The organism is Pseudomonas sp. GM60 (genome assembly GCF_000282415.1).
GTDB lineage: Bacteria > Pseudomonadota > Gammaproteobacteria > Pseudomonadales > Pseudomonadaceae > Aquipseudomonas > Aquipseudomonas migulae.
Genome location: NZ_AKJI01000111.1, coordinates 22,752 through 48,729, shown reverse-complemented (window position 1 = coordinate 48,729; position 25,978 = coordinate 22,752). Strand labels below are relative to the sequence as shown.

The 25,978-nt window shown below is 55.0% G+C and carries 25 protein-coding genes and 1 pseudogene; 13 read left to right on the top strand and 13 right to left on the bottom strand.

Annotation, left to right across the window (positions count from 1 at the left end; genetic code table 11):
- Nucleotides 1-24: 24 nt before the first annotated feature.
- Nucleotides 25-324 (bottom strand): hypothetical protein, encoded by a 300-nt coding sequence (locus PMI32_RS04810; protein WP_008033447.1) that lies wholly within the window; start codon nucleotides 322-324, stop codon nucleotides 25-27.
- Between the two features lie 207 nt (nucleotides 325-531).
- On the opposite strand from PMI32_RS04810, the gene PMI32_RS04815 reads away from it, so the two are divergent.
- From PMI32_RS04815 to PMI32_RS04835, 5 genes are all read left to right on the top strand, one after another.
- Complete coding sequence (locus PMI32_RS04815; RefSeq protein ID WP_157214378.1) at nucleotides 532-1,101, top strand: CU044_2847 family protein; 570 nt, start codon at nucleotides 532-534, stop codon at nucleotides 1,099-1,101.
- Between the two features lie 3 nt (nucleotides 1,102-1,104).
- Nucleotides 1,105-4,533, top strand: a complete 3,429-nt coding sequence (locus tag PMI32_RS04820) for an nSTAND1 domain-containing NTPase (protein WP_008033445.1) — start codon at nucleotides 1,105-1,107, stop codon at nucleotides 4,531-4,533.
- Nucleotides 4,534-4,884: 351 nt separating this feature from the next.
- Nucleotides 4,885-5,151, top strand: coding sequence for a ParD-like family protein (locus PMI32_RS04825; protein WP_008033444.1), 267 nt, complete (start codon nucleotides 4,885-4,887; stop codon nucleotides 5,149-5,151).
- Entirely contained in the window at nucleotides 5,148-5,939 is a 792-nt protein-coding gene (gene map / locus PMI32_RS04830; RefSeq protein ID WP_008033443.1) for a type I methionyl aminopeptidase, read from the top strand. The genes PMI32_RS04825 and map overlap by 4 nt, the downstream gene beginning before the upstream one ends.
- 277 nt (nucleotides 5,940-6,216) lie before the next feature.
- Nucleotides 6,217-8,103, top strand: a complete 1,887-nt coding sequence (locus tag PMI32_RS04835; protein ID WP_008033441.1) for an LTA synthase family protein — start codon at nucleotides 6,217-6,219, stop codon at nucleotides 8,101-8,103.
- 23 nt (nucleotides 8,104-8,126) lie between these two features.
- Here PMI32_RS04835 and PMI32_RS31145 read toward each other — a convergent pair.
- Nucleotides 8,127-8,240 (bottom strand): annotated as a pseudogene (locus tag PMI32_RS31145) (hypothetical protein); the annotation flags it as partial.
- Nucleotides 8,241-8,432: 192 nt separating this feature from the next.
- Between PMI32_RS31145 and PMI32_RS30050 the strand changes: the two are divergent.
- A complete protein-coding gene (locus PMI32_RS30050) occupies nucleotides 8,433-8,843 on the top strand; it encodes a helix-turn-helix domain-containing protein (protein ID WP_032829097.1) in 411 nt (136 codons plus the stop codon).
- Between the two features lie 41 nt (nucleotides 8,844-8,884).
- Here PMI32_RS30050 and PMI32_RS04840 read toward each other — a convergent pair whose 3' ends face one another.
- The 3 genes from PMI32_RS04840 to PMI32_RS04850 all read right to left on the bottom strand — a co-directional run bounded on the left by PMI32_RS04840 (nucleotide 8,885) and on the right by PMI32_RS04850 (nucleotide 10,940).
- Nucleotides 8,885-9,304, bottom strand: coding sequence for a hypothetical protein (locus PMI32_RS04840; protein WP_008033437.1), 420 nt, complete (start codon nucleotides 9,302-9,304; stop codon nucleotides 8,885-8,887).
- Nucleotides 9,305-9,491: 187 nt separating this feature from the next.
- Complete coding sequence (locus PMI32_RS04845) at nucleotides 9,492-9,914, bottom strand: MAPEG family protein (protein ID WP_008033431.1); 423 nt, start codon at nucleotides 9,912-9,914, stop codon at nucleotides 9,492-9,494.
- Nucleotides 9,915-9,986: 72 nt separating this feature from the next.
- Nucleotides 9,987-10,940, bottom strand: coding sequence for a diiron oxygenase (locus PMI32_RS04850; RefSeq protein ID WP_008033423.1), 954 nt, complete (start codon nucleotides 10,938-10,940; stop codon nucleotides 9,987-9,989).
- A gap of 198 nt (nucleotides 10,941-11,138) precedes the next feature.
- Between PMI32_RS04850 and PMI32_RS04855 the strand changes: the two genes are divergently transcribed.
- A complete protein-coding gene (locus PMI32_RS04855; RefSeq protein WP_008033420.1) occupies nucleotides 11,139-12,095 on the top strand; it encodes an AraC family transcriptional regulator in 957 nt (318 codons plus the stop codon).
- 44 nt (nucleotides 12,096-12,139) lie between these two features.
- On the opposite strand, the gene PMI32_RS04860 is transcribed toward PMI32_RS04855, so the two are convergent.
- On the bottom strand, nucleotides 12,140-13,027 hold the full coding sequence (locus PMI32_RS04860) for an NAD(P)/FAD-dependent oxidoreductase (RefSeq protein ID WP_008033419.1): 888 nt from the start codon (nucleotides 13,025-13,027) through the stop codon (nucleotides 12,140-12,142).
- A 141-nt stretch (nucleotides 13,028-13,168) separates the two neighbouring features.
- On the opposite strand from PMI32_RS04860, the gene PMI32_RS04865 reads away from it, so the two are divergent.
- A complete protein-coding gene (locus PMI32_RS04865; protein WP_008033417.1) occupies nucleotides 13,169-13,597 on the top strand; it encodes an Rrf2 family transcriptional regulator in 429 nt (142 codons plus the stop codon).
- Between the two features lie 204 nt (nucleotides 13,598-13,801).
- Here PMI32_RS04865 and PMI32_RS04870 read toward each other — a convergent pair whose 3' ends face one another.
- The 7 genes from PMI32_RS04870 to PMI32_RS04900 all read right to left on the bottom strand — a co-directional run bounded on the left by PMI32_RS04870 (nucleotide 13,802) and on the right by PMI32_RS04900 (nucleotide 20,122).
- On the bottom strand, nucleotides 13,802-14,383 hold the full coding sequence (locus PMI32_RS04870) for a hypothetical protein (protein WP_177318894.1): 582 nt from the start codon (nucleotides 14,381-14,383) through the stop codon (nucleotides 13,802-13,804).
- A gap of 79 nt (nucleotides 14,384-14,462) precedes the next feature.
- A complete protein-coding gene (locus PMI32_RS04875; protein ID WP_008033414.1) occupies nucleotides 14,463-14,894 on the bottom strand; it encodes a bleomycin resistance protein in 432 nt (143 codons plus the stop codon).
- Between the two features lie 158 nt (nucleotides 14,895-15,052).
- The gene (locus PMI32_RS04880; protein WP_008033413.1) at nucleotides 15,053-15,454 is read right to left on the bottom strand and encodes a GFA family protein; all 402 of its coding nucleotides are present in this window, start codon (nucleotides 15,452-15,454) and stop codon (nucleotides 15,053-15,055) included.
- Between the two features lie 138 nt (nucleotides 15,455-15,592).
- The gene (locus tag PMI32_RS04885; RefSeq protein WP_008033412.1) at nucleotides 15,593-16,498 is read right to left on the bottom strand and encodes an alpha/beta fold hydrolase; all 906 of its coding nucleotides are present in this window, start codon (nucleotides 16,496-16,498) and stop codon (nucleotides 15,593-15,595) included.
- 138 nt (nucleotides 16,499-16,636) lie between these two features.
- Nucleotides 16,637-17,785 carry an FAD-binding oxidoreductase gene (locus tag PMI32_RS04890; RefSeq protein ID WP_008033410.1) on the bottom strand — a complete coding sequence of 383 codons (1,149 nt, stop codon included), beginning with the start codon at nucleotides 17,783-17,785 and terminating at the stop codon, nucleotides 16,637-16,639.
- 3 nt (nucleotides 17,786-17,788) lie between these two features.
- The gene (locus PMI32_RS04895; protein WP_008033408.1) at nucleotides 17,789-19,045 is read right to left on the bottom strand and encodes an aromatic ring-hydroxylating oxygenase subunit alpha; all 1,257 of its coding nucleotides are present in this window, start codon (nucleotides 19,043-19,045) and stop codon (nucleotides 17,789-17,791) included.
- A gap of 138 nt (nucleotides 19,046-19,183) precedes the next feature.
- On the bottom strand, nucleotides 19,184-20,122 hold the full coding sequence (locus tag PMI32_RS04900; RefSeq protein WP_008033406.1) for a LysR substrate-binding domain-containing protein: 939 nt from the start codon (nucleotides 20,120-20,122) through the stop codon (nucleotides 19,184-19,186).
- A 414-nt stretch (nucleotides 20,123-20,536) separates the two neighbouring features.
- On the opposite strand from PMI32_RS04900, the gene PMI32_RS04905 reads away from it, so the two are divergent.
- From PMI32_RS04905 to PMI32_RS04925, 5 genes are all read left to right on the top strand, one after another.
- On the top strand, nucleotides 20,537-21,250 hold the full coding sequence (locus PMI32_RS04905) for a GntR family transcriptional regulator (protein ID WP_008033405.1): 714 nt from the start codon (nucleotides 20,537-20,539) through the stop codon (nucleotides 21,248-21,250).
- Nucleotides 21,247-22,158 carry a dihydrodipicolinate synthase family protein gene (locus PMI32_RS04910; protein WP_008033403.1) on the top strand — a complete coding sequence of 304 codons (912 nt, stop codon included), beginning with the start codon at nucleotides 21,247-21,249 and terminating at the stop codon, nucleotides 22,156-22,158. The genes PMI32_RS04905 and PMI32_RS04910 overlap by 4 nt, the downstream gene beginning before the upstream one ends.
- Nucleotides 22,151-23,668 carry an aldehyde dehydrogenase gene (locus tag PMI32_RS04915; protein ID WP_008033401.1) on the top strand — a complete coding sequence of 506 codons (1,518 nt, stop codon included), beginning with the start codon at nucleotides 22,151-22,153 and terminating at the stop codon, nucleotides 23,666-23,668. The genes PMI32_RS04910 and PMI32_RS04915 overlap by 8 nt, the downstream gene beginning before the upstream one ends.
- A complete protein-coding gene (locus PMI32_RS04920) occupies nucleotides 23,665-25,011 on the top strand; it encodes an NAD(P)/FAD-dependent oxidoreductase (protein ID WP_008033399.1) in 1,347 nt (448 codons plus the stop codon). Before PMI32_RS04915 ends, PMI32_RS04920 begins: the two co-directional genes overlap by 4 nt.
- Before the next feature lie 72 nt (nucleotides 25,012-25,083).
- Nucleotides 25,084-25,932 (top strand): glycine betaine ABC transporter substrate-binding protein, encoded by an 849-nt coding sequence (locus PMI32_RS04925; RefSeq protein ID WP_008033397.1) that lies wholly within the window; start codon nucleotides 25,084-25,086, stop codon nucleotides 25,930-25,932.
- Nucleotides 25,933-25,978 lie beyond the last annotated feature (46 nt).

The following is a 25,978-nucleotide window of genomic DNA, read 5'->3' as shown; positions in this document are numbered from 1 at the left end:
GCGCGAGCACACATGGCTGCCCGACTAATTCCTGCACTCGGCCAACACAACCTGGCAGGTATCCGGCGTGCCACCGGAGCGGCCGGCATAGCGAATGCAGTTACTCAAGGACTTCTGGCGCGCCATGTCCAAGGTGTCTCCCCAAGCGAGACCGCCCTCGCCGGAAGTGGGCAGCGCTTTGGCATAACAGCTTGAGCCTGCGTTTGAGGCCGAGTAGCGAGCCGTGGCAGCTTTGCCGGAACATCCCGCCATCATCGCCAGGTTGATGGCAAGCAGGGAGGGCAGGATCCATGACGAATATTGGCGTGCTGTTTTTCCGGTCATGGCGTTTTCCTGCAAGAGGCGGCTAGCAGCGTGTGTGTAGTCGTGTACTTATCAGATTAGTCGGTTGGCCGAGGCTGAGAAGTGCATCGACGCCAGTCTCAGGCAGATAACAGTTTTCAACCCTTTGCAGGCATTCGAATCGTTACAGGTGCAGGGGTGATCAACATCGCAGTGCTCGCGTGGATGTCATTCACCTGTTGAGTTTAAGTGCGTAGCAGAGCCAACAATTTAGTTGTGGAAACGATTTCCGGTTTGGTAATGGGAAGTCCAGATGTTGTCAGGCCAGCCTTGATCGGTATTCCCGATAAATGGTTTGGATCCTATCTTACCGTTACTCCCCGGTTGGCTAAGCTGAGTCCTGAGAATGAAAGGTGTATGTCCCTGCAGGCGTTCTCTTTCAACCAAGGTGACAGGGCAAGTTCGAAGACTTTTTACGGAGGCAACATGGCACGCTTGATTCAGTTCAAAACCGAAAAAGGTGAGGTGATCTTTGTAGAAGCCTCGACAGACGAGCCACCCTCCGGCGAAGTAAGAATCAGTGGTGCCGGTGTCGCCGCCGAACAGGCAGCAAAGACATTGGAGGAGTCAGTCGGACGAATCCGCCCCCTTGCTGATGCGCTGCTGGCTCAGCTTACCTCGTTAACACAACGCCCCGACGAAGTTGCTCTGGAGTTTGGTGTAAAGCTAAGTAGTGAGGCGGGTATTGTCGTAGCGAAAACCAGCGTCGAGGGGCAAATCACGATAAAACTCCTTTGGAAGCGCAATACAGGAGTTTGAGCCATGTGGTCCCAGCCAATTGTTCGTATATGGGGCAAGAACGGCAAAGTCAGTGGTGCTGGTGTCTTGGCGCTACCGGGTTATGTCGTTACATGCGCCCATGTCGTATGCAAGGCGCTGGGCCTCGATATTGATGCATCAGTAAAGCTGGGTGAAACGGTGAGACTCGACTTTCCATTTGCTGATCTAGAAGGTCAGGGAGTCGGAGGTTTTGAAGGGGTTGGGTCTTTAGTAGCATTTGCACCGTTACGCGTAGAAGCGGAGTACGCCAGGCGCCCATCCGATCTCGCTGTCATTTCGGTCAGATTCAAGTCCACAGGACCGACCCCTTGCATACTTTCTTCGAAGGCTGTGGAATCTGGAAGTCAGGTCTCGGCGTACGGATTTCCACCCAGTATTCCCGCTGGATCTCTCGCGACAGGAACGGTCCAGGCAGCTGACGCCCGAGGCTGGATTCCTATTGTCGCAGACTCTCAAATCGGCCAATTTCTCTCGCCAGGTTTCAGCGGTGCACCCATCTTCGCCGGAAAAGACCAGGTGAATGGCGAGTGTTTCCTGGGAATTGCCGTTTCCTCCGACGGCGACCCGAGTTTGCGTACCGGGCGGATCATTCCAGCAGAAATGATTGCACGGGTCCTCCGGGGGGTCAGTAATCCCTATCGACCCATGCGCCACTTTGAATCCAGTGACGTGGCGTTCTTCTATGGACGAGATGATTTTTGCGAACGCATTTTGAAGGATCCTCGCCGATCGCAGTTTGTTGTGTTAGCCGGGCCTACAGGCTGCGGAAAATCGTCAGTACTGCGAGCGGGCCTGATAGCGGCCTGGCAACGCAAGGGGTTTTGTACTCGACTTGTTCCTAGATTTCTGGACCCGCTGGTAGATCTCGGCCACGCGCTTGAGTTAAAGGGCAAACCAAGTGTTGAAGATATTTACTCCAGACTGAAGGCGTTGGCAGTCAGCGAAAGATATCAGGGGGTGGTTCTCGTAATAGATCAACTCGAAGAAATGTTTCCATCAAACAGCAACAAAACTCACACGCGTAAGTCATTGGCTGCCCTTGAGGTCATTTCCAGGGCATTACATTTCGATCCTGAACATTTACGTGTTGTGTTGGCTATTCGGGAGGATTTCCTTCGCCAGCTTCTCGTGCTGGCGTCTGAGGCACTGCGTGAAAGAATAGAAAACGCTCTTAGCTTTGTGCTTCCACTGGATGAGAAGGAATTGTTTGATGCCATCGTCAGGCCGGCGAAACATTTTTCGGCACGGTTCGATCGTGGGTTGCCGGAATTGATTGCAACCGATGCACTACGAGTACAGGCACCTACAGCAATGCTGCAGATTTTACTCGATGCCATGTGGCCCAAAGACGGCGATGGAGTCATTACGCGCGAAACCTATGTTGCATTGCGTGGAGAAGCCCAGACTGGCATTGAGGGGGCTTTCGCAAGTTTTGCCGATCTGGCGCTTAAAGAACTGTCTCCGGAAGAGCAGGGGCAGTTACGCAGAGCGATGTTGGAACTTGTTGAGACTTCAAATAGCCGCAGAAAAGCTCAGCCTCTGACGACGTTCACCCCACAGCAACAGGAAGTGCTTCAGCAGCTGACAAAGTCTGGGCTGATCTCGATTCGAGACGATCGGCATGGCAAACTCGTAGAAATCGGTCACGAAAGTCTGATCGTGACCTGGAAGCGCTTGCAACAATGGCTGCACGAAACACAGGCATTCCGTGCGTGGCGCGACGACATGCGTGGCAGGTTGCCCTCACCGCACATAAAACAATTGCTAACCGGACCTGCTCTCGAAAGTGCCCTGCTCAGACGAGAGCAATTTTTGCCTGAGTTAGAGGCAGACCCGGGACTGCTGGCTCTCATTGATGAAAGCGAAGCCGAAAAACTTAAGGAAGAAAGGGCGGCCGAACAAATTCGAGAGGAGACAGACGCACGGGTGCGTAATGAGCGTGACCGGGCAATGCGCATGCAGTCGCTGTTTCTGGCCGCCGAATCGCGCGCGGCGTTGAATGCAGGAGACAGTGGAACTGCATTGTTGTTGGCTCTGGAAGCTCTGCCGGATTCAGACCTGGGCATTGACCGGCCTGCAACCGAAGCAGCTCGTCTGGCTTTACGTAATGCCCTGAATCGCCATAACGAAGTGGCGGTACTCATCGGTCACCTGGGTAGAGTTCGGTGCGCGCGGTTCGACCAAACTGGTAATAGGGTGTTATCGGGTGGGGATGATGGACGCGTAGGTTTATGGGACGCCGTGACCGGCGCGAGAATTCGTTTTCCACTCATTCAATTGGACGCTCCGATAATACGAATCTGGATCTCTCGGGATAATCAAACATTGGCGGTGTTATCCCAGGGCGGACAACTGCAACTGCATGAGTATCAAGGTGATTCGACACAACTTGTTAACACCACTTATCTGACACCTGGTACATACGTGCATTACAACGGGATAGGTCGTAACTTCGTAATAGTACCTCCGAGTGCCTTTCGGCCGGAACTATTGATCAATGGTGAACTTGTGGAGTCACCGAAGATTCGAAACGCCCATTGGTTGCCGAATTCATCTATCACCGTAATGGCTTGGCACGTTTCAGCCAGGTGCTGGGTCTCTGGACATGAGGATGGCTCATTGGCTCTCTGGGAGACCGAAAGCCTTGAACCGTGTATGCCATATTTCTCCCGTAAAAACGAAAGTGATCAGCCGATCAGGACGCTTTCGTGCGCCAGTGCAACGGATGTTCCGGTGTTATTGGTTGTCGATGAAGAAGGGTGCATGACCAAATGGAGAATCAATCGAGTAGGGCAGAGGGGCAATGCTCGATGGAGTCTCTATAGAGTGGGCGGACAAGTTGACGGCGTTGTGCGTGCAAGTATCGGCGCCGCCGGGTCTACGGCTATCGCCGTGGTCCGGCAAGCCGGCAGGCTGTATTTACTGAGTATCGGGCAGACGCAAGGAAATCATGATCTCGGCATTGTCTGGCGAGAGGATGTCGGCAGGTTTGTGCCAGAGCCGAACGGTGAGTTCGAAGGGGATGAAAGACCATTGATACGGATCAGTCGGCAAAATAAATGTGCCTTCATGGCCATTGGTCCACGCGTATTTCAGTTTACGTTAGACAATGGTCCCTCGCTCGTGCCAATTGCTGTCCTGCGCGGTGCTGTGCGCCAGATTGGCGAACATGCGGACACCGGCCGAATCGTAGTGGCCGGCAATGATGGGACAGTTCGCGTGTTATCGCTCAAGCCAGAAATAACACTGATGCCGGATGACCAGAAACTGGTGACGTATGCCCGTCGACGCATGACCCGTAACCTCACCTCAGCTCAGCGACTGGAACACTATCTGGATGAAGAATCGGCGCTTGGGCATGTAAATGAGATCGTGACGACTCCCGACTTTTTCAACAGCGGCGCTGATTGAAGGCGATTTTTGAATCAAAGCAGACCTCTTTGTCAGGTCTATGGCCAGGGACGCCACTGACCACTAATAACGTGGCGGTAGCTCGTTGCCGATCATGAGGTGGGAGAAAATCTGATCCGGATCTGTCTGGCACCCGTTTCTGAACAGACGTCGAGATTCTGTACCTGCGAAATATTCACTCACCCTGCTATCGGCAGGCACCATCAGTTTTGGCTTTGGCTACTGCTGCGCTAAAACGCTACGAAAATCCGTCATAACGCTTCTAATCCATCCCGAATCCATTACGCAAATTTGATTTCAAGCTCTAACCGGTTAATATACGTTCCATATCCATTTCATATAGTGAAGCTCATGGGGATCGTAAAAATTTCTGAAGACATGCATGAGCATCTGCGCGTCGCCAGCGACGCGTTGAGTCGCTCGATCAACGCTCAGGCCGAGCACTGGATGCGTATCGGGATGCTTGCCGAATTACACCCCAACCTGGATCACAGCGACATTTGCCGCATGCTGATTCGTGCAGAACTGCAAGGCGGTCTTGATTTGAAGCAGCTCTGCGCCCTCGCGGACAGTTCGCAAACCTCTCAGATTCATGCAGCCATCGGAGCCAGGAAATGAGGGCCAACGTGCGTATCAACACCGCGGCAGACATCGCCAGGTCACGTGTCGCTGCAACGCTGGCGGCCGAGGTGCTGGCCATGATTGCGCCTTATGTGAAAGCGGGTGTCACCACCGACGAGCTTGATCGGCGCTGTCACGACTACATCGTCAATGTGCAAAAGGCCATTGCGGGGAATATCGGGTATCTCGGCTACCCGAAAACCGTGCTGACGTCCGTCAACCAGGTGGTCTGCCATGGCCTGCCTTCGGCCACTGTCCTGAAGGATGGCGACATTGTGAATATCGACGTCGCTGTCAAAAAGGACGGTTGGTATGGCGACACCAGTCGAATGTATTTCGTGGGTGAACCCAGTCCGCAGGCTCGGCATTTGGTCAAGACCACCTACGAAGCGCTGTGCGCCGGTATTCGAGTCGTTCGCCCCGGCGCCACGCTGGGCGATATCGGTTATGCCATTCAGTCGGTCGCCGAAAGGGATGGACTCAGTGTTGTGCGCAAATACTGCGGTCACGGTATTGGCAAGGTCTATCACGATGAACCGCAGATCCTCCATTACGGTTACCCCGGCCAGGGATTGCAGTTGAAAGCGGGCATGATTTTCACCATTGAGCCCATGCTGAATGCGGGCAAGCGTCATGTGAAAACCCTGGCGGACGGTTGGACCGTTGTCACCAAGGATCACTCCCTTTCGGCCCAGTGGGAGCACATGGTGGCGGTCACTGACGATGGCTTTGAGGTTCTATCTGCCTGGCCTGACAGCGCCGAAGAGTTCCCGGCTATCCGATAACCTGGCCCTGGAGGGGCTTTTAATATTTGCGCAATTGCGCTCACGGGTTAAATAAATCAGTCCCTTTTGGCCTTTGCGATACGCGATGGCCCGTCAATTGGCAAAAATAACGATGCGGGCCTTGATGTCACTGCTCACTCAAGCCTTGGGTTTACTTGCCTAAACAGAGACTGGGTGCTTAAGTTGATGACATGTGGATTCTGCAGGTGGCCGGCTCCCTGCTTATTTCTCGTTTCAAAGGTTAGCACTTGTTCTATGAATTCAGGGGCTGAATAATATGTGGAAAAGAGCATATCTACTAAAAATAACTCTCCTTCTGGCTGTTTCTCTTTTTCTTGTGCCTAAGATTATTTTGATAGAGTTTTTTTCTAATAGGTGGATTGATACCGGGGTGTCCAGTGTTTTTTTGTTTTTGTTGCAAGACTTGATCCTTTCGGTAGTTGTATATCTGGTGGCAATAACTGTAATAAGCAAGGGTCGGTTGTATTTTTTCTTGTTGAGTGTTTTTTCAGGGGCTATTTTACTGTGTCTGCTGCTGGATATGAGAGTCAGAGAGCTATGGCTCAAACCTCTGGATTTTTCACTGATACAATACAGTCTGCAGCATTCAAGTGATTTGATTTCGGGGGTGGAAATATTTTTAAATCAGTTATCTGGTTTTGGGTTGACTTTTCGATTTATTGTATTTGTTCTCTTTATTGCCTATCTCGCGGCTTGGTTTCTGGTTGGACTGGCAGCATACAAGACACCTAAAAGCCAAATGGCAGTTAAAGAAGGGAGAGGCAAGTACAGGGTGGTATTCGTGTTGTTCTTGTCGGGCATGTTTTTGTGGTCGATTTATACAAAAGACGCTCGCTACGATTTGAATAAAAATATATTTGTGGATCCTTTGGTTGCTACTTTTAAAGATGTCGTTTCTTTAGATGCCACTCAAGCTAAAACGATACAGAAATTCGAACAGCCCGCTTACCCTTTGTCAGCAATCAACGACATTCAAAAGCTTGGCTCTCAGCCCGTGCCAGACTTTCAGAACCTGGTGTTTATTGTGCTGGAGTCGGTTCGATGGAACAGCATTTTTGGTGCAGGTGTAAAAACCGGTGAAAAATATCCAGTCTTTGAAAAGCTTTCTCAGGAAGGAATGCTTTCTAAATCGTACGTGTCAGTGCCTCATTCATCTAAAGGCTATTACTCAATATTTACCGGGTTGCATGCGTACCCGGATATTGAAATCAAAGAGGCGATGCACCTGTATCAGCCCAGTGTAATTCATGAATTAAAAAAGAAAAAAAACATGGAGGCGGTTGCCTTTAGTTCATTGTTTTTACAATTTGAAAACATGGGCGGTTTTTTAAAATCCATAGGCGTGTCGAATTCATATGCTGTTTCTGACATTGCCCGAGATAAAGATCACTCCCGGAACAATAGTAGCTTCGGAGAAGGTGATGAGTATCTATTTTCGTCAAGTGTTCCGTACTTGAAGGATGTTGCTAAAGAAGGCAAAGGGTTCATTGCGCTATATTTCCCAAGCGCAGCACATTATCCATACAATTGCACTGATAAATCAGCTTCGCAGGCAGAGATAGAAAGATATGAAGAGTGCATAATGAAAATAGACACCCTGATAGGTGGGATGCTAAATGAATTTGACAAGACAGGCATCTTGAACTCAACATTGTTTGTGCTTGTTGGCGATCATGGAGAATCTTTTGGCGAGCATGGGATGTTTATTCATAATTCCTCCATGCACGAAGAGGAGGTTACTGTGCCTTTGATATTTTGGGCGAATGGCAAAGTACTGCCTAAAAACACATCGACAACAAGTCATCAGACTGACATCGCACCAACAATTGCTGATTTTTTTGGGGTTGCTGACTCTTCTCTCAATGTCCAAGGTGTTAGTTTGTTGCGAGAACAAGGGAAGCGAGTGTTTTTTATGTCTACATTTTTTGATGAATTGTCATCGGCACTGGTTGATCATCCATATAAATACATATACGAGTACAGTCCGGATACTATTGCGAAATATAATCTTGAAGACGATCCGCAAGAGAAAGCGCCTCAAGTCGTTCTTGGTAATGAGTTCAATACGATTAAAAACAGATTGATTTCTTATAACGTGTACCAAAAGATCTTTTTTGCAAAAAAGCCTGAACAAACGGAATGACTTTCAGTCATGCAATACTTGGCGATTACCTGTACGGGACCGTCTTTGGCAACCTCTGTGACGTTGACGTAGTCGTCGAGGCTCTCGGGAAGTAGAGGGCCTTGGCCTTGATGTTCACCTTGAACAACGCGTTTCAATCACGTCGCGCAATGTGACGATGGTTGCCGGATCGATTTGTAACCCATGGGTGTTGTTATGACCCCCGGCACGAAGGTGTCCGCTCCGTGCGGCGTATCAGTTGCCCGAATGGTCCGGATATCTCTGACTCGGAGCGGGGGATTCCTGCCTTAACAGCTCCAGTTATTCCAAGGCTGAAGGCTGTAAGTAGCATGGGTGTTCAAGTCGCCCAGCGTAGGCCGGCGACACTCAACAGGATCAAGCTGATCCAGACAAGCTTCCAGAACGATACCGCATCACCCAACCAATACATTCCGACAATGGCTGTGCCGGCGGCGCCGATTCCGGTCCAGACCGCAAAGCGGTTCCTACGGGCAGCACCCGCAACGCCATCGTCAACATTCGCCCGTACCTTCAAAGCCGAAACTGGCTCGTCCCCGGCCGAATTTGTCGAACTGGCGCGCATCGATGAGGCCAGGCGGCTGATCGAAGGTTCGGACGTTTCACTCAAGCGCTTGGCCGATACCGTCGGCTATGCCAATAGGGACGGGTTCAGAAGGGCATTTATGCGACGTCTCGGGGTGGGGCCGAGTGACTATCGGAAGCGGTTTTCAACCGTGTGATCTAGCATTCGCAGGGTTACTTGGGTGCCCCTCACAATTGCCTACACAGTTACATCAACGCTCCCACGAGCCAGCAGCCACTCCTGATAGACCGCAGCGCTATCAATCGAAAAGTCGCCTTGGTTAGCGTTGATTGTGTTCTCTTCATGGCTTCCGGCCTCGATCAGAGGCTGGAGGTTTTCCTGCACAGGCGAAGCGGCGCTTTTGCTGAGGGACTGCACGTTGGGCCGTTCGATAGCGTTGCTTTTCGCGTCGAACGTTGCCAGGTTTTGATCAGGTTTATAGTGGGCTTTCAGCTGCTCCAGATCGCGTTCTGTCTCACGAAAATTTTTGTCGATCTGTGCCTGGATTTCCGCTGTCGCATTGGCGACCTGGATCTTGCCGGCGGTCACGTTGCCGCTCGCCAAAGACCTTTTGAGCGCATCTACGTAAGGCAGCGGAGGTAAGTTGCTTCCGATCATGTTGACACTCCTTGGTTGGTGACCGGGTAGCAGAGCAAAAGTCAGGCCATTCGCTGAGTGCCTTGTCCTTCAGGGCGTTGGCGGGGCGCTGAGGTGAGTCGGTGGCATATGCTTGCCGAGAGCGGCAAAGCATTGCCCTCGACGTTTGCGGCAAGCAAGCACGTCGAGTCCTGGATTCATCCCTTACTCATACGCCGTAACTCGCCGCTATCACAATGAGCGCAAGGAAACAGACCAACTGAACGCAAAAGAAGGTAAACCGCACCGCCACGAACCTGTTTGTCTGCACATGAGATACGTGAACCAGAGACTGGCACACGCGAGCGATCAGGACGAGCATGGACAAGTAGTCAACGGCCGGTGTGTTGATACCAAGGGCTGAAATCACGAACACGATGGCGCCAAAGACCGGCAGGTTTTCCACACAGTTCGCATGCGCTCGTGTTCCGCGCCGATACCAATCCTCGCCATCGGGCTGATCGCTTCGGAAAGAGGCAATCGGAACATTCGAGAACAGGATTCTGACCCAGCGATACACCCCGACGGTTGCCATCAACAGCAGCAAAGTCCAGGTCGCGAATCCCAGCAACATCCACATCGGTATCGTCATGGCTGCCATCCTCAATCCAGCACGTCATTGCACACCCGCACGACCGACGCGAGGTCGGCCGCACCCTGTAGATCAGTTGCTCATGATGGGAGCCAGTGCGGTCTGAATCCTGGACATCTGCGCGGGCGTTGTCATGCGCGCAAGCAGTTGGCCAAAGTGTGGATGCTGCACGCCCGAGATAATGTATTGCCAGCGGTAGGCGCCCAGCACGGAGGCTTTGATTTGCGCGGTCTCGTCAACACTGAACGAGCGTGGAACATTGCGAATGAAGTAGTCGGCGTCGGATGCCGATTGTGCCTGCAGGATTGCGTCGACGGCTGCCACCAGCGCAATCAGATCGTTCACGGCCTGGTCGCGCTCGACTGGCGAAAGTTTCGCGTGCTCCGCTTTCCATTCCAGCTCATCGAGTACGACGTGCCGGCTTTCATCCTTCCAGTGAAATTTGAAGACATCCTTGAAGAGTGGGCACAACTCCTCGCGCGGGGCGATGCTTTTTGCGTAATGCGTTTGAACAAACAGTTCGATATGGCAGGTCAGCGCCAGCACCGACCAGGTGCTGGCCGCCAGTACCGCACGCGCCACATCGTTCGGATCGGCCACTTGACGATATCCCGCCGGCAATTGCGCATCCATCATCGTCTCTATGCGCCGGAACAGCTCCTGATGCTTGATCTCGTCATTGGAAAATCGCACCAGCGCTTCGAGCGCGAGTTGATCGTCAAAGACATGGGCTCGACCTTGATCGAGCATTTTGGCACTGATGAAACGCTCGACCAGGCCAAAAATATACGCATAGGTTCGGCCCTGAATCTGACTGAGCAGGCGCGCTTCTTCCAGGGTGAGAAAGGTCAGGCGGTCGATCCGCGAGAGTCCGTCGGGCAAGAATTTGCGCGAGAAGTCGAAGCGGCGGTCCTGCAGCAAATCGCGATCGATCTGCCATTCTGCTTTCTTCGATGATCTGACAAGTTGAGCATAACGGGCGGCGTTGCCTGAATCTGCGCCGGGTAGGGTAGCGACGGTGTTCATATCGATCTCCTGCTTCCTGGTCGAATTGGAAGGGGGCCATTACGGTTAACATCGGAGCCAGTGACCCTGGGTGAAGCCTCTGGGGAGCGTCCCGATCACTGAGTCCGCGTTGGTGCTAATCTAGGCCTCGCCGTTCAGGCGCAGAATGACCGGTGCGCCTGATTACATGCTCCGGACTCCGGAAAGGAGGGCTGGCAATTGCTGGATGCGCTTTCTGATGTCTTGCGTGTCATTCGGCTCTCTGGAGGAGTCTTCCTCGAGGCGGAATTCACTGCGCCCTGGTGCCTCAGCGGAAAAATCTCTGCGGACGATTGCAAACCGTTCCTGGCAGCCCCTCGACATGTCATTGCTTCGCATTTTGTCGCTGCGGGGCACATGCAATTAAGAGTCGACGGTGAAGCCCCCCTCGACGTGGGGGCAGGCGAACTCATTCTGCTTCCGCGCAATGACGTTCATACGTTTGGCAGCGACCTGAACGTTGCTCCCCTGTCGGCGCGCGACGTTATTCAGCCGCCGGAAGTCGGCGGCATTTCGCGTATCAAGTGCGGCGGGGGTGGCGAGGTCACGCAGTTATTGTGTGGGTTCCTCGGCACTGAAACCCCTTTCAGTCCTTTGCTCTCGTCGCTGCCATCCTTATTGAAACTGGACGTGCGCGCGACGGCTTCGGGAGCCTGGATTGAAAGCTCATTCCGATTTGCTGTCAGTGAGATCGCGGCGGGGCGCGTCGGCTCGACAACGGTCATCGCCAAGCTATCGGAATTGCTCTTCGTCGAAGCCGTCAGCCAGTATGTCGCGAGCCTCCCCGCTGAGCGGCGCGGGTGGCTGGCGGGTTTGCGGGATCTGCATATCGGGCGCGCATTGGCGCTGCTTCATGCTCGCCCAACCGAGGGCTGGACGGCAGAAGCCCTGGCGCTTGAAGTGGGCATGTCTCGCTCGGTTTTCGCGGAACGATTCACGGCATTGGTCGGCCAGCCACCGATGCAATACCTGACGCTCTGGCGCATGCACGTGGCGGCTCAACACCTGCGCGAAGGTCGCGGCAATGTGGCGCAAATCGGCTTTGCAGTGGGCTACGAATCTGAAGCCGCGTTCAGTCGTGCATTCAAGCGCCAGTTCGGCACATCACCCGGCACCTGGCGCAGGCAATCGGCTTGAGAACGGAGGGCGAGGGACGCGCTTAATCCGCTTGCTACCCGTATTCAGCGAAAGATCAGCGACTGGTGTGCCGCGCCGCCCGTGCGTGCACCGTCACCCACTGCGACGGCCACATTGCCTGCGGCTATTGCCGCATCCCCGCAGGCAAACACGCCGGGTACACTGGTTTCGCGCATCGCATCGACCTTGATGAACTCACCCGTCGGCCCGGCTTCAAACTCGCAACCAAGCAGCGCTGCCAGCGGGCTGCCCATACGCGTGAGAGGCTGAGTGAACAGCCCCGCGAGTTTGATCACACGACCGCTGGCGAGTGTCACATCGGCTTGTTCCCCGCCAACCGACAACACAGGTTCGCGCTCCACCGCAACTCCACGCCTGGCCAACTTCGCCAGCTGCTCGGCATCAGGCTCGAATACCTCGTTGAGGAAGAGTGTCGTTGGCCCCCAGTCGGGCAACATCAGCGATTGGTGGATGGCAACTGGCGACGCCGCCAATACTCCAATCGGTCCGCCGTACAGTTCATATCCATGGCAATACGGACAATGAAACACTCGCTGCCCCCAGCGCTCTGACAGCCCGGGAATCGCAGGCAACTCATCCACCACCCCTGTGGCCAGGATCAGGCGCCTCGCTGCGAATTGCTCCCCGTTCGCGGCTGTTATCACAAATCCACCATCGCCCGTCTTTGCATGGATGGCGGGTTGCGAAAGCCACTCGACTGTTGGATAGGCCAGCAACTGGGCACGTGCCTCGCTGGCTATCGTGCCGGGATCGCGACCGTCCTGCCCAAGAAATCCATGTGAATTGTGAGCAAACCGGTTACGGCGCTGACCTGCATCGATCACCAACACCTTTCGGCGCGCCCGTGCCAGTTGCAAGCCTGCGGAAATACCGGAATAGCTGCCGCCCACGATGATCACGTCGTAAACCATTGATCAGTCTCCCTGGGTTTTCGACCTGCTCGAAAACTCTAGACACAACGTAAGTTACGTGATGTCGGGGTGTCAACAGTCTCGTAACTTATGCTGTGTCGAGCGATACTCGGCACACGCAATTTCAGGAAACCGCCATCCATGAGAAATGACACTCGCTTGTCCCGCATGCTGCACGTGCTGATCCACATGGCTCGCCACGAACAGCCCGCCACGTCCGATACCATCGCGCAGATGCTCGGCACCAACCCGGTGGTGGTCCGGCGGACCATGGCGCTGCTCAAGGACGGGGGTTATGTGCGCTCGGAAAAGGGGCACCGTGGGGGGTGGACGCTGGCGAAACCATTAGCGGATATAACACTGTTGAACATCCATCAGGCCTTGGGCTCGTCCTCGCTTTTCGCCATCGGTCTGTCGACCGACCATCCAGAATGCCTGGTTGAGCAAGCGGTGAATGCTGCGCTGACCGACGCGTTTGATGCGGCGCAGGCGCTGCTTATAGAGCGCTTGGGAAGCGTCACGCTTGAACAGTTGGCCAGTGATTTCGAACGGCGCTACCAACGTCTGTAAGCCTGTGGTGTACAAAGCGGCGTCTGGAAGTAGCTGTATGTTTGGTTCTAGCCGGAAAGCGACGGTCCAGTAGACTAAGGATCGCATCCTTGGGCATTTCCCATTTGGGCCACATAATCTTGTAAAAAAGATGAATGGTTTCGCCCGATGGGCAAATTATGTTGCTCAAAAAAGCACCTCCAGCCTACCTCCACTTTGTCTGTCCTACGTTAGCTGAAATCGCTCTAACGCATAATCCTTGCCTGCCAAGGTAAGTTCAAAAGTGGTGGCGCCAAACGTACCCCGTGTCACTTTTTGTTTGATGAGACGTTTGTCTTGAAGTTGCTTTAGATCGGCTTCAACTTCTGATGTGCTGAGTGAGACAAGTTTGCAAATTGAGTTCAGGTTTGCAACTTTCCTGAAGTTTGCATGATAAGCCAGCGCCTCCATCAGTAGCGTTTGGTTATCTGTCAGTCGTGGAAACTGAGGGTTGTTCATTTTGTAAACTTTTCGTTCTATCTCATGTAGCTCGTCGTAATCTCCATCAGTGTTGCGGGCGTAGTAAATCGCTGCAGACAGAGTGCTGATTAAAATCGCGATAATCATCAGCAGCGACCAATTCGGCATTGGCGTTTCCAGCGAAAGCCAATCCGAAAAACGCTGCGGCCAGCTCGTGCTATCTGCCAACAATCTCAGGTCGAGGTGAGTGTCGAGCAGCTTTATGGCAGCCCAAGCGACAAGGAAAATCCCAGCCCAGCAGGCCATAGCCTTGAACGTGAATGGGGAATGCTTGCCTTGTGCTGCCATGCTACTCGTCCCCAGTGCAGAAACAGGTCTTATCAGCATAGCAGCGGAAAATTGGTCGTCTGGCAGATGACCTGAAAGGTCAGCTTTTGGCCGCCGGCCGCTCACCCAACCGCTCAACCAATCTGACGAGATAACCATCGGGATCCTGGACGATGAACTCGCGCTGGCCTACTTCTACGTTATCAGCCCGATACCAGGTGTCTTTGCATGCTCGATAGAGTGGAAATCCGGCTTGGCCAAGTTTTTGGGTGATGGGGGCGACAGCGGCAACGTCGATCTGCAGGTTGATTCCTCTTCCAAATGGTTTCGTCAGGGGGGCCGTAAGCCATTGGCCTGCGTCCTGATCAATCTGCTCGAGCATTACCTGAGCACCGTTCAAGTCGAGGTAAGCGAATCCATCTTCGGGGCGTTGATACGCTACTTCGAAGCCAAGGCAATGCACCCAAAAAACCAGGCTGTTACTAAGGTCGGTGACCATTAACTCTGGAACCAGTTTGCTACGTTCAAACATGAGATGACTTCCATTTCGATAGGCTTCTCCCCTGGGGCTGGCAGTGTAAATGCCTGATGCGTGGTAGCAGGCTCTGCACTGTTGGCACGAGTGCCACGGGAAAGGGGAGCGAGCGGCATGATGCAGGGGCGGATGAGTATTCTCGAGCCACAAAGCGATTATCGGGACTGCGGCCAGTGATCCTGAATGTCATGCCATACAGCCTTGGACGTCACCTCGACATGCTTTTGTTTATCGCAAGTAAAGGGCGTGTCCAGCGTACCGAGGGCTATGGAGATCCAGTCGGAGTATTCGCCCTGGTTATTTGACCAGAAGAGCGACGAGCCGCAGCGAGCGCAAAACTGGCGCTCGACAGATTCAGAGGAAGGGTAAGAACGGATGTCGTCGTTACCCTGTACCAGATCAAAGTCGCCCCTCAAGACACTGCCGTAGCTCGCAAATGCAGCGCCATGGCTTTTGCGGCATTGGCTGCAATGGCAGTGCGAAACAGCTTTGGGACGTGACCGGAGTTGGTATTGGATGGCGCCGCAAAGGCAACTGCCCTGGAAGGTCTCAGTCATTTTTGGTGGCAATCCATTGTTGAGGGGGCTGCACTTTAAGTGGTGGGTAGATGCAGTGTCGAGCGAGTGCCCGTCGAATAGGCAGGGCGGCAGGCTTCGACAACGATCCGTAGACAGTTTTTGCCCTGCTACAGACGGTCACTGCAAAAAGTCGCGAATCGCCCGAATAGTCTGCGTAGGCGCCTCTTCCATCAACCAATGTCCTGCCCCCGGAATCACCACTTCCGTGACATTGTCCGCGGCGTTGCGCATGACGATGGCTTCGTTGTTGCCAAAGGATTTTTCCCCGCCGACGGCCAGTACGGGCATGGTCAGGCGTGTCTTCATCGATGCTTCGTTGTCCACGGCGTCCTGGCGAATGCTGCGGAACTGCGCGAACGCCGCGTGCATCGCGCCGGGGCGGGCGTAGAGCTTGGCGTAATGCTGGCGGGTGGCTTCGTCCACTTTGGTCGGGTCGCCGGCGAACTCGTTCCAGAAGCGGTCGAGGTAGATACGCTCACGACCGGCCACCAGGCGCTCGGTATCCGGACCACCAAAGTCGAAGTGCCACAACATCGGTGAACGCACAATCTCGTTCCACGGCGGAATGCCCGGTACGGGCGCATCCATGACCACCAGGCGATCGGTTTGCTGCGGATAACGCGAGGCGTAGGCGAAGGCGACCATGGTGCCGATGTCGTGGCCGATCACCACCGAGTGGTCGATCTTCAAGGCTGCCAGCACCGCGCGAACGTCGCCCGCTTGCGTCTTCTTGTCGTAGCCGCCGTCCGGGATTGACGACAAGCCCATGCCGCGAAGGTCCGGCACCACGACCGTGTGGTCCTTGGCCAGGTCGGCAGCAAGAGGCGCCCACATGTCGCCGGTGTCGCCGAAGCCATGCAACAGCACCACGGCAGGCCCTTTGCCGCCGACGCGCACGTGGATTTTCGCGCCTTCCACGGCGATTTCCTGGGTGCGGAACGAAGTGGGGAATGGCGTGACGCCGGCATGGGCGGGCAGGGTTAGTGCAAGCAGCAAAGAAGCAGTCAGCAAGGTGCGGATCATGTGGTTTTCCCGGAAGGATGCGTGGAGAGTTGCGTACCGCATCCGCTGCAAACCACCGTGCCGAAAACGCACGTCGCCCGGGGCAGAACAAGGTACCCAAGGCTGGAGCGTAGACCACATTGAGCGTTCTGATGGACCCTACAAATCGATGACCAGGTCTGACGTCGGCTTACTGCAGCACAGCAGGCGCAATCCCTTGTCGATTTCACGCTGGCGGATGCCGCCGTTGTGGTTCATCGCCACCGTGCCTTGCAGCACCGCCGTTTTACAGGTGCCGCAGACCCCTTGGCTGCAAGAGGAGGGGATGATGGCGCCGGCCTTCTTCGCTGCGGCCAGCACGGTCTGGTTGCCCGGCATGCTGAAGGTTTTACCGGAGCGGGACAGCGTGATCGTAAACAGGCTCTCCGGCTGATCGAGCGCGCAGGCCGTTTCGATCAGAGGGGCCTCATCCAGCGCCGTGATATCGAAGCTTTCCTGGTGATAGTGCTGGAAATCAAAGTTTCCCTGTTTGAGTAGCGACTTGACCGCGCCCATGTAACCTTGCGGCCCACAAGTGAACACTTCCCGCTCCCTGAAGTCCGGCACCTGTTCGCTGAGCAAGGCCAGATCCAGGCGGCCAATCGGCCCGGCCCAATCCGTGCTGTCGCCGCGTCCTTCGCAGATATTCACGACACGAAGTCCCGGCATGCTGGCCTGCATCCGTGTCAGTTCTTCATGGAAAATAATATCGTCGGGGGTTCGAGCACTGTGCACGAAGACGATATCCAGTCGGGCTGCCAGGTCGAAACCCGCGCGGGTCATGGACATCAGCGGTGTCACGCCGGAGCCCGCCGATAGATAAAGCAGCTTGTCGGCTGGACGGCCTGTCGGTGTGAAGCAGCCCGCAGGGCCAGAGGCAAGCAGCCTGTCGCCTTCGCGCAAGTGATCGTGCAGCCAGTTCGATACGGTCCCGCCGGGAACACGCTTGACCGTGATCGACAGCGCAAAAGGGCGGGTGGGCGACGATGACAATGTGTAGCAGCGCGACACGCGTTGCCCCGAGATGGTCGGCGATACCGTAATGAACTGCCCTGGCTCAAAACTGATGGCGCTGAAATCCGCACTTCGAAAGGTAAAGGTTTTTACGTCGTGGGTTTCGTCGCGTACGGCGCAACAGTGCAGCGCTTTTTGCTCGCCACTGTTCCACTGCGCACCGTAGGTGGCCCACGTGTCCGGATGGGTGAATACGTTCGGTGCAGACACGGTGCTCGCTGTAACCGGCGGCTTTTCAAGGAGGGTCATGGTCATTGCTCACACTCCCTGTGCGGCAAGCCGCGCGGCGTACCAGCGAGAGAATTGATCCACGTAGGATTCGGTAAATGCCGAGAAGGGTCCTGGCGAGTAGCCGGGATCTTGCGTACCGCTGTGAGTGATCGCGACAAGGTTGGCGTCCTGCTGGTTGGTGGCTTTCCAGACCTCGGTCAGTTTCTCGATGTCGTAATCCACGCCCTCGATGGCGTCGGCATGGACCAGCCATTTGGTGCGCACCAACGTTTTGTCGGGCGCGAGCGGGATGATGTACGAAATGACGGCGTGATCGCTCATCACATGCGTCCAGGAGTTATGAGTCCACAGGTGCACATCGCCGAGATCGCGGCGGGTCAGGTCACCAAACAGCCGCGTGCAGGCCACCCGAGTGTCGAGCGTTTGCGATTCGCCATTGCCGGCAATGACCAGCCGCTGCGTGCGGAACTGGGTCACCGCGTCTGTGTCCAGGTGCTCCACTGCGTCGCAGATAAACCCGTCACGTTCCCAACTGCGTTTGGCCGCCGCATTGCGTTCTTCATATTCATCCAGCGCTTGCAGCGATTCCTCACTCAGACCTTCAGCGCAGAAACCAAAATCCTCCGGGAGGAATGAAGCGGTTAATTCAGGGTGCGTCGCAGAGCAGTGATAACACTCGCGATTGTTTTCGATGACCAACTTCCAGTTACCGTCTTCAATGATCTCGGCTTCATAAGCAATCTTCGAATACGTGAGGTTGTAGGGCGCCAGCCGGGGCGCCATGGTTTGTTCCAGGTAGGCGATGTCTTCCGGTGGTTGGTCACCCAGGCAAACAAACACATGAGTGCCGACCACTTTCGTATGAACACGAATCAGGCTTTTGCAGGTCGGATCGAAATCCTTGCCCATGTGAGCGGCGTGCTTGAGGCTGCCATCAAGGTCGTAGGTCCACTGGTGATACGGGCACACGAGCATGCCCACCGTTGATTTGCCGGCCTGCTTCAGGCGTGCCCCGCGATGGCGGCAAACGTTGCGAAACGCTTGCACCTGCTCGTCGTCATCGCGCACGAGGATGATCGAGGACTTGCCGATGTCTATGGTCGAAACATCCCCAGGCTCCGGGATGTCCGCCGTCACGCCGACCAGAATCCAGTGCCGGGTGAAAAATATATCGACGTCGCTGTCGAAAATATCCTGACGCCCGAACAACGCGCCATGCATGCCATGACCGGGGGGGCGTGCAGTCACCAGTTCTTGTTGGGATTTCGCGACGGTGTTTGTCATCTGTTGCCTCACGGGGGCGATGTTGAATCGTCAGCAAGTGACGGTGAGGCAAGTATCAAAATGGTCCGGATTTGCGTCAATGCGCTTTAATTTCACCCTCGCATAGCTAAAAGTTATGCGAAGAATCGACAACTGACCTTAGTGTGAAAGTAGCGACTCATCCCGCAACCAATCGACGATGGCGTGCACCAGCGGGGTTATTTCCCGGCCGTTCGGAACAATCAGGTAATAGGCATCTTTCGGTTTCACCGCATAGTCAGTAATCCGCACCAATTCGCCGCTCAGCAACAGCGGGCGCAACAAACGGTTCCAGCCCAGCGCGACGCCATAGCCCTGCAACGCGGCCTGCACTGTGTCGTTGTAACTGCTGCAGCGCAGGCAGTAATTCACCTTGGGACGACTCTCGCCCAGCTCCTTGAACCAGCTGTTCCACGTCATCCAGCCTTCGAGCGTGGTGTCCGAATCGATCAGGTCGATGTGCAGGAAGTCGTCGACCGACAGCGGGGCAGGGTGCGTGGTCAGCCAGGCGGGGGAACACACCGGGAACACTTCTTCGTCAAACAGGAAAATCGCCGTGCCGTCCTCCCATTTGCAATTGCCGAAGCGCACGGCGATGTCGACGTCCTGTCGGTGCACGTCCGGATTGTGGACTTGGGTGATCAGGCGCAGTTGCAGCTTGGGTTGCGACAGGCGCAATGCAGCCAGCCGGGGCAGGATGCGCAGGTGTGAAAACGCCGCAGTGCAGGCGAGCACCAGTTCCTGCTCGGGAATCCCCTCGGAAATCTTGTCGAACACGTTCGCCATGCGCTGCATGGATTCGGCGACCACCGAATACAGCACGTAGCCTTCGCTGGTCAGTTTGATCGCCCGGTGCAGTCGATGAAACAACCGGGTGCCGAGGGTTTCCTCCAGGTATTTGACCTGCTTGCTGACGGCCGCCTGGGTCACGCCCAATTCTTGCGCCGCCAGCGTGAAGCTGCTCAACCGCGCGACGGCCTCGAATTCCATCAAGGCCGTCATGGACGGTATCAGTCGGCGGTAGCCCTTGACCTTCTTACTGGTTTCTTCACTGCCCATCTTGGTCGATCCTGAAGGAGAACGGAGCCGCTCAACCGGCGACACACTATCGCTTGTTCCGTTGCTCGCCGGGAAGTGCTCGCAAAGCCGTGTCGCAAACGCCTTGCGCCATGTCGCTACGGGTCAACCGGGCTGCTGGCAAAGTGCGCTTGGCAATAAGCTTTATGATGGAATGATCTAGAAATAAGCATTCCAAAAACGACGTGTTTCTTTTCTGTAACCGACTAGTTCATTTTTGAGGTGAACGCATAACTAAATGAATTAAAAAGAAATTAATCGAAATCTCGTTGTGTTTTTCCTGTGTTTTCTATGTATACACAAGAAATACAATCTATTGACCGACCCAAAAACCCGTGCGAGTCTCGACTCATCAGTCAGCCGCACCTGACCGCAAAACTGCCCTTGGAGGTCGTTGTGAAAAACGGCAAAACCAGTCTTTACGAAGATCTGAAACGTCAAATCCTGACGATGGAACTGGACCCTGACGAAGCGCTGGATGAGGTCATTCTCAGCGAGCGATATGGCTTGTCCCGCACGCCGGTCCGGGAAGTATTCCGACGCCTGGCCGGTGAAGGTTATGTCGACATTCGGGAAAACCGCGGTGCCCGGGTGATTCCAATGAATCACTCGACCCTGCGCAATTTCTTCCTCGTCGCACCGATGATTTACGCAGCCGTTGGCCGTCTGGCCGTTCAAAACTACAAGCCGCGCCAACTGGTCGACTTGAAGGACACGCAGCACCGGTTCCGCATCGCCACTACCTCAAGGGATGCGCTGGCCATGGTCGTCGAGAACAACCGTTTCCACGCGATCATGGGCGAAATGGCCGGCAATCAATACCTCCAGCCCAGCCTGGAAAGATTGCTGATTGACCACTCCCGTATTGGCAATACCTTTTTCCGGCCTCAAAACGAGGACATGGAAGAGCGTCTTGAGCTGTCGGCGGGCCACCACGATTTGTTTATCGAGGCGATTGAACGCCGCGATGAATCTGCAGTAGTCGATCTCGTGTTTGAGCACTGGGAACTGTCCCGGGAAAACATGGAGATTTTTATCGCGCCCCAAGGCATCAAGGCGGACGCGCTCGTTGATCTTCCACGCAATTCATTTCCGGAGAAATCATCTTGAAATTTGAAGGCATCTACACACCCGCAGTGACACCTCATAAACCGGATGGGGAAATAGACTGGAGCGTGTACTCCGAAGTACTGGAGTCGCTGATCGAGGCGAAAGTGCACGGCATTATCATCGGCGGTTCGACCGGCGAATATTATGCGCAGACCTCGGAAGAGCGTACCGAGCTTGCCGCTTATGCCAAAGATGTCATCGGCAGCCGGGTCCAGTTGATCGTCAGCACCGGGGCCATTCGTACCGAAGACTCGGTGCAATACGCCAAGGATGCCAAAGCGATCAAAGCGGACGCCATTCTCGTCACCAGCCCGCCGTACGCGCTGCCGACTTCCCAGGAAAACGCAATCCACGCGCTGACCATCGATCGCGCTGCCGACCTGCCGATCATGCTTTACAACTACCCCGGCCGCATGTCGGTTTCGATGGACGAGGATTACCTCACCCGTGTGAGCACCTCCAGGAATGTAGTTGCCATCAAGGAAAGCTCCGGCGACATGGGCCGCGTTCATCTGCTGGCCCGTGAGTTCCCGAACATCTCGCTGTCCTGCGGTTGGGATGATCAGGCTCTGGAGTTTTTTGCCTGGGGCGCCCGAAGCTGGGTGTGTGCCGGCTCCAACTTCCTGCCAACCGAACACGTGGCGCTTTATGAAGCCTGTGTGCTCGAAAAGGACTTCGACAAGGGCCGCCGGATCATGTCGGCGATGATGCCGCTGATGAATGCCCTGGACGGCGGCAAGTTTGTGCAGTCGATCAAATACGGTTGTGAACTGGCCGGCCTGAAAGTAGGGGACGTGCGCTTGCCGCTGCAACCTCTCGACCTGGAAGAAAAGCAAAGCCTGCAAACCATCATTGCCAATGTGAAGCGCGACGTTGCACGCATCACATCAGGAGCCAGCCATGGGTGATCTCCTGACCAAGGCCGAATATGCCGCCATCGCCAAAGACATTTCGTTCCCCTGCAATGCCTTCATCAACGGAGCGTTCAAACCCGCGATCTCGGGCAAAACCTTCGCCACGAACAATCCGGCGACCGGTGAGTTTCTGGCAGACGTCGCCGCTTGCGCGTCGGCAGATGTCGATCTCGCGGTCAGCAACGCCAAGGAAGCGTTTGAGGATGGCCGCTGGAGATCCATTTCTCCAAAAGAGCGCAAAACCGTCCTGTTGAAGTTTGCCGATTTGCTTGAACGGCATAGCCACGAACTGGCGGTCCTTGAGAGCCTCGACAGCGGCAAGCCAGTCAGTGAGTGCCAGTTGGTCGATGTGCCGGACACCATTCATACGCTGCGCTGGCACGCCGAGTTGATCGACAAGATTTATGACAACACCGCCCCTGTGGGCAGTGACGCACTGACCATGGTCGTGCGTGAGCCCATCGGGGTGGTGGGCTGCGTGCTGCCCTGGAACTTCCCGCTGCTGATGCTGGCCTGGAAAATCGGCCCGGCACTCGCCGCAGGCTGTTCGGTGATCGTCAAACCGGCCGAGCAGACCACGCTGACGACGTTGCGTGTGGCGCAACTCGCGTTCGAGGCGGGCGTCCCTGCTGGTGTGCTCAACATTGTCACCGGCACCGGAAAAGAGGTCGGCGAGCCGATCGGCCTGCATCACGACGTCGACATGGTGAGCTTCACCGGCTCCACCGCGACCGGCCGCCGTTTCCTGCACTACGCAGCCGATTCGAACCTGAAACGCATCGTTCTCGAGTGCGGCGGGAAAAACCCGGCCGTGGTGATGGACGATGCGCAAAACCTCGACCTTGTTGCTCAGCATGTCGTCAACGGCGCGTTCTGGAACATGGGCGAAAACTGCTCCGCAACCTCGCGGCTGATCGTCCATGCGTCTGTGAAAGATGAACTGCTGGAACGCATGGGCGCCTACATCCGCGAATGGAAAATGGGTGATCCACTCGACCCGCAAAACCGCGTCGGCGCGTTGGTCAGCCCCGAACATTTCGCGAAAGTGAAGTCGTACCTTGAGCATGCCAGCGTCGGCAAACTTGACGTTGTGTACGGCGGTGGCACCGAAGGCGGTGCGTTCGTCGAGCCGACCGTGATTGACGGTGTCGCGCCAGAGAGTCGGTTGTTCCAGGAAGAGATCTTCGGTCCGATTCTGTCGGTCACCACGTTCAGCTCGATTTCTGAAGCCATTGCCCTCGCCAATGACACGGTGTACGGCCTGGCCGCCTCGGTTTACACCGGCAGCCTGCGTCGTGCCATCAAGTTGGCGAGGGAGATACGCGCCGGGATCGTCACCGTGAACTGCTTCGGCGAGGGCGATGCTTCCACGCCGTTTGGCGGCTACAAGGAGTCCGGGTTCGGCGGTCGGGACAAATCGATTTTTGCCCACGATCAATACACCGAAATCAAAACCATCTGGATCGATGTGTCTGATCGGTCGGATGAAGAGAACGAAAAATGAGCACCCATACCATCAAGCGCCTTCCGGTAGACACCGGGGTTTCAGGTTGGGAGGCAATTTCCGTACGCACTGCGCCTGTTCGCCTGCTTGATGGCAACGTGACGGCGGACTGGCTGATTATCGGTGCGGGTTTTGCCGGCCTGTCTGCGGCTCGCAGGCTGGCTCAACTGCATCCGGGCTGCCGCATCGCGGTGGTGGATGCCCATGAAATTGCCAAGGGGCCGGCGGGCAGGAACTCGGGGTTCATGATCGATGTGCCGCACAGCCTTTCCTCCGGGGAGTATTCGGTGGGCGGTGAGTCGGCAACGGCACTGGAGATTGCCCAGAACCGTTTTGCCATTGCGTTTGCCGCCGACGCTGCTCGTGAATATGGCATGTCTGCGCAGACGTTCGACCCTTCCGGCAAGATCAACGCCGCCGCCACCGAGCGGGGGATGAAACTCAATGACAACTATGCCAAATCGTTAAAAGGCATTGGCGAGCGGTTTGAAGTGCTGGACGCCGCGCAGATGCGAGACATCACCGGTTCCACTTATTACCACAACGGGCTGTATACGCCTGGTGCGGTGATGATTCAGCCAGCGCAATATATTCGGGATCTTGCAAACGGACTTGATCGGCAGATTGAACTGTATGAGCGTTCACCGATTGTGGAATTGTCCCGGGCGGGAATTGGCTGGAGGGCGAAGTCTCATCGTGGTTCCGTTAGTGCGCCTAAAGTCATTCTTGCGGTCAATGGTCATATTGAAGACTTCGGTCACTTTCAAGGCCGGTTGCTGCATGTCTTTACTTACGCCTCAATGACGGCTGCTTATAGTCATGATGAGTTTTCAAGGCCGGTTACCGGTAAAGATCGTTGGGCCTTATTGCCAGCGGACCCGATGGGCGCGACAGTTCGCAAGATAACTTCGAATGGACTTTCGCGGATTGTTATCCGCACCAAGTTTACCTATGACCCGAGTATTCAAGTCACACCGATGCGTGTCGCAGCGGTGGCCGAAGAACAACGGCACTCTCTGGATGCGCGTTTCCCGGAGTTGAAATCGACGCCGCTGGAATTCAGCTGGGCAGGGCGGCTTTGCCTGAGTCGCAACAGCGCTCCCGCCTTTGGCGAAATCGAGGAAAACCTCTATTCCGCTTGCTGCGAAAACGGGCTGGGCACGGTTAAAAGCACATTGGCAGGCGTGATGGCTGCCGAGTTGGCCAGCGGTCACCATTCACAGGTTTTGCAAAGTTTCAGTCAACTGCCAGGGCCTAGCCGGCTTCCACCAAAGATATTGACGATGTTGGGTGTCAACTCGGTTATTCGCTGGCAGGCGCTCAGAGCAGGGCGAGAAGGCTGAATAGTTTCAAACCACCGGCTTTTATTTCATAAAGGCCTAATCTCTAGTTTTAACCGTAGATCGGAGCACGCCATGAAAAAGATTTGGAAGGCAGTCTGCGCTGTCGCTGTGGCCGGCGTTATGTGTTTGCCAGTTCACGCCGAAGAAAAAAATATCACCATGGGTACTATGACGTGGGAGGACTTGACGCCAATTACAGGTATTACCAAGAAGGTGCTTGAAGACTCTGGTTATACCGTAAAAGTTGTAGAGTTCTCCGAGTGGGGCATCGCTTATGCGGCATTAAGCAAAGGTGATGTTCAAGTGCTGGCGTCGCAAACGGACTATGCGGCAAACGATTACTGGAACAAAAACAAGAACAAAATCGAGAAACTCTCGCCGGTTTCGTTTGGCCTCTACCAAGGGCTTGCGGTACCGAGTTATGTCGACATCGATTCCATCGACCAGTTGAACGCCAATTCGGAAAAACTGGGCGGCAAGATCATCGGTATCGAACCGGGTTCCGGCCTGATGAACGATGCGACCAATGTGGTTAAGGCCTATGACCTCAAGCTGAAACTGGTGGAAGGCAGTACCACGGCAATGACGGCGGCGTTGAAGTCGGCAGTCGACCGTAAAGAGCCAGTAGTCGTCACCGTTTGGGATCCGTCCTGGATGACCAAGAAATTCGATCTCAAATTCCTGAAAGATCCGAAAGGCATCTTCCCGCCGCTGCAAGGCTACTACTGGATCGGCCACAAAGGCTTCGCTGAAAGCAATCCGCGTGCGCGTGAACTGATGGCGAGCGTGTACGTGCCAATCGCCGACATCACCGCGATGAACGCCGAAGTCAAAGATGGAAAGACCATGGACCAGGCCATCAAGGGCTGGACCGATAGCCACAGCGAGCTGCTAAAGCGCTGGGAAAATATCAAGAACTGATTGCTGATGCCTTACGCCACTGCCGCCCTTTGATTCATTAGAGAAA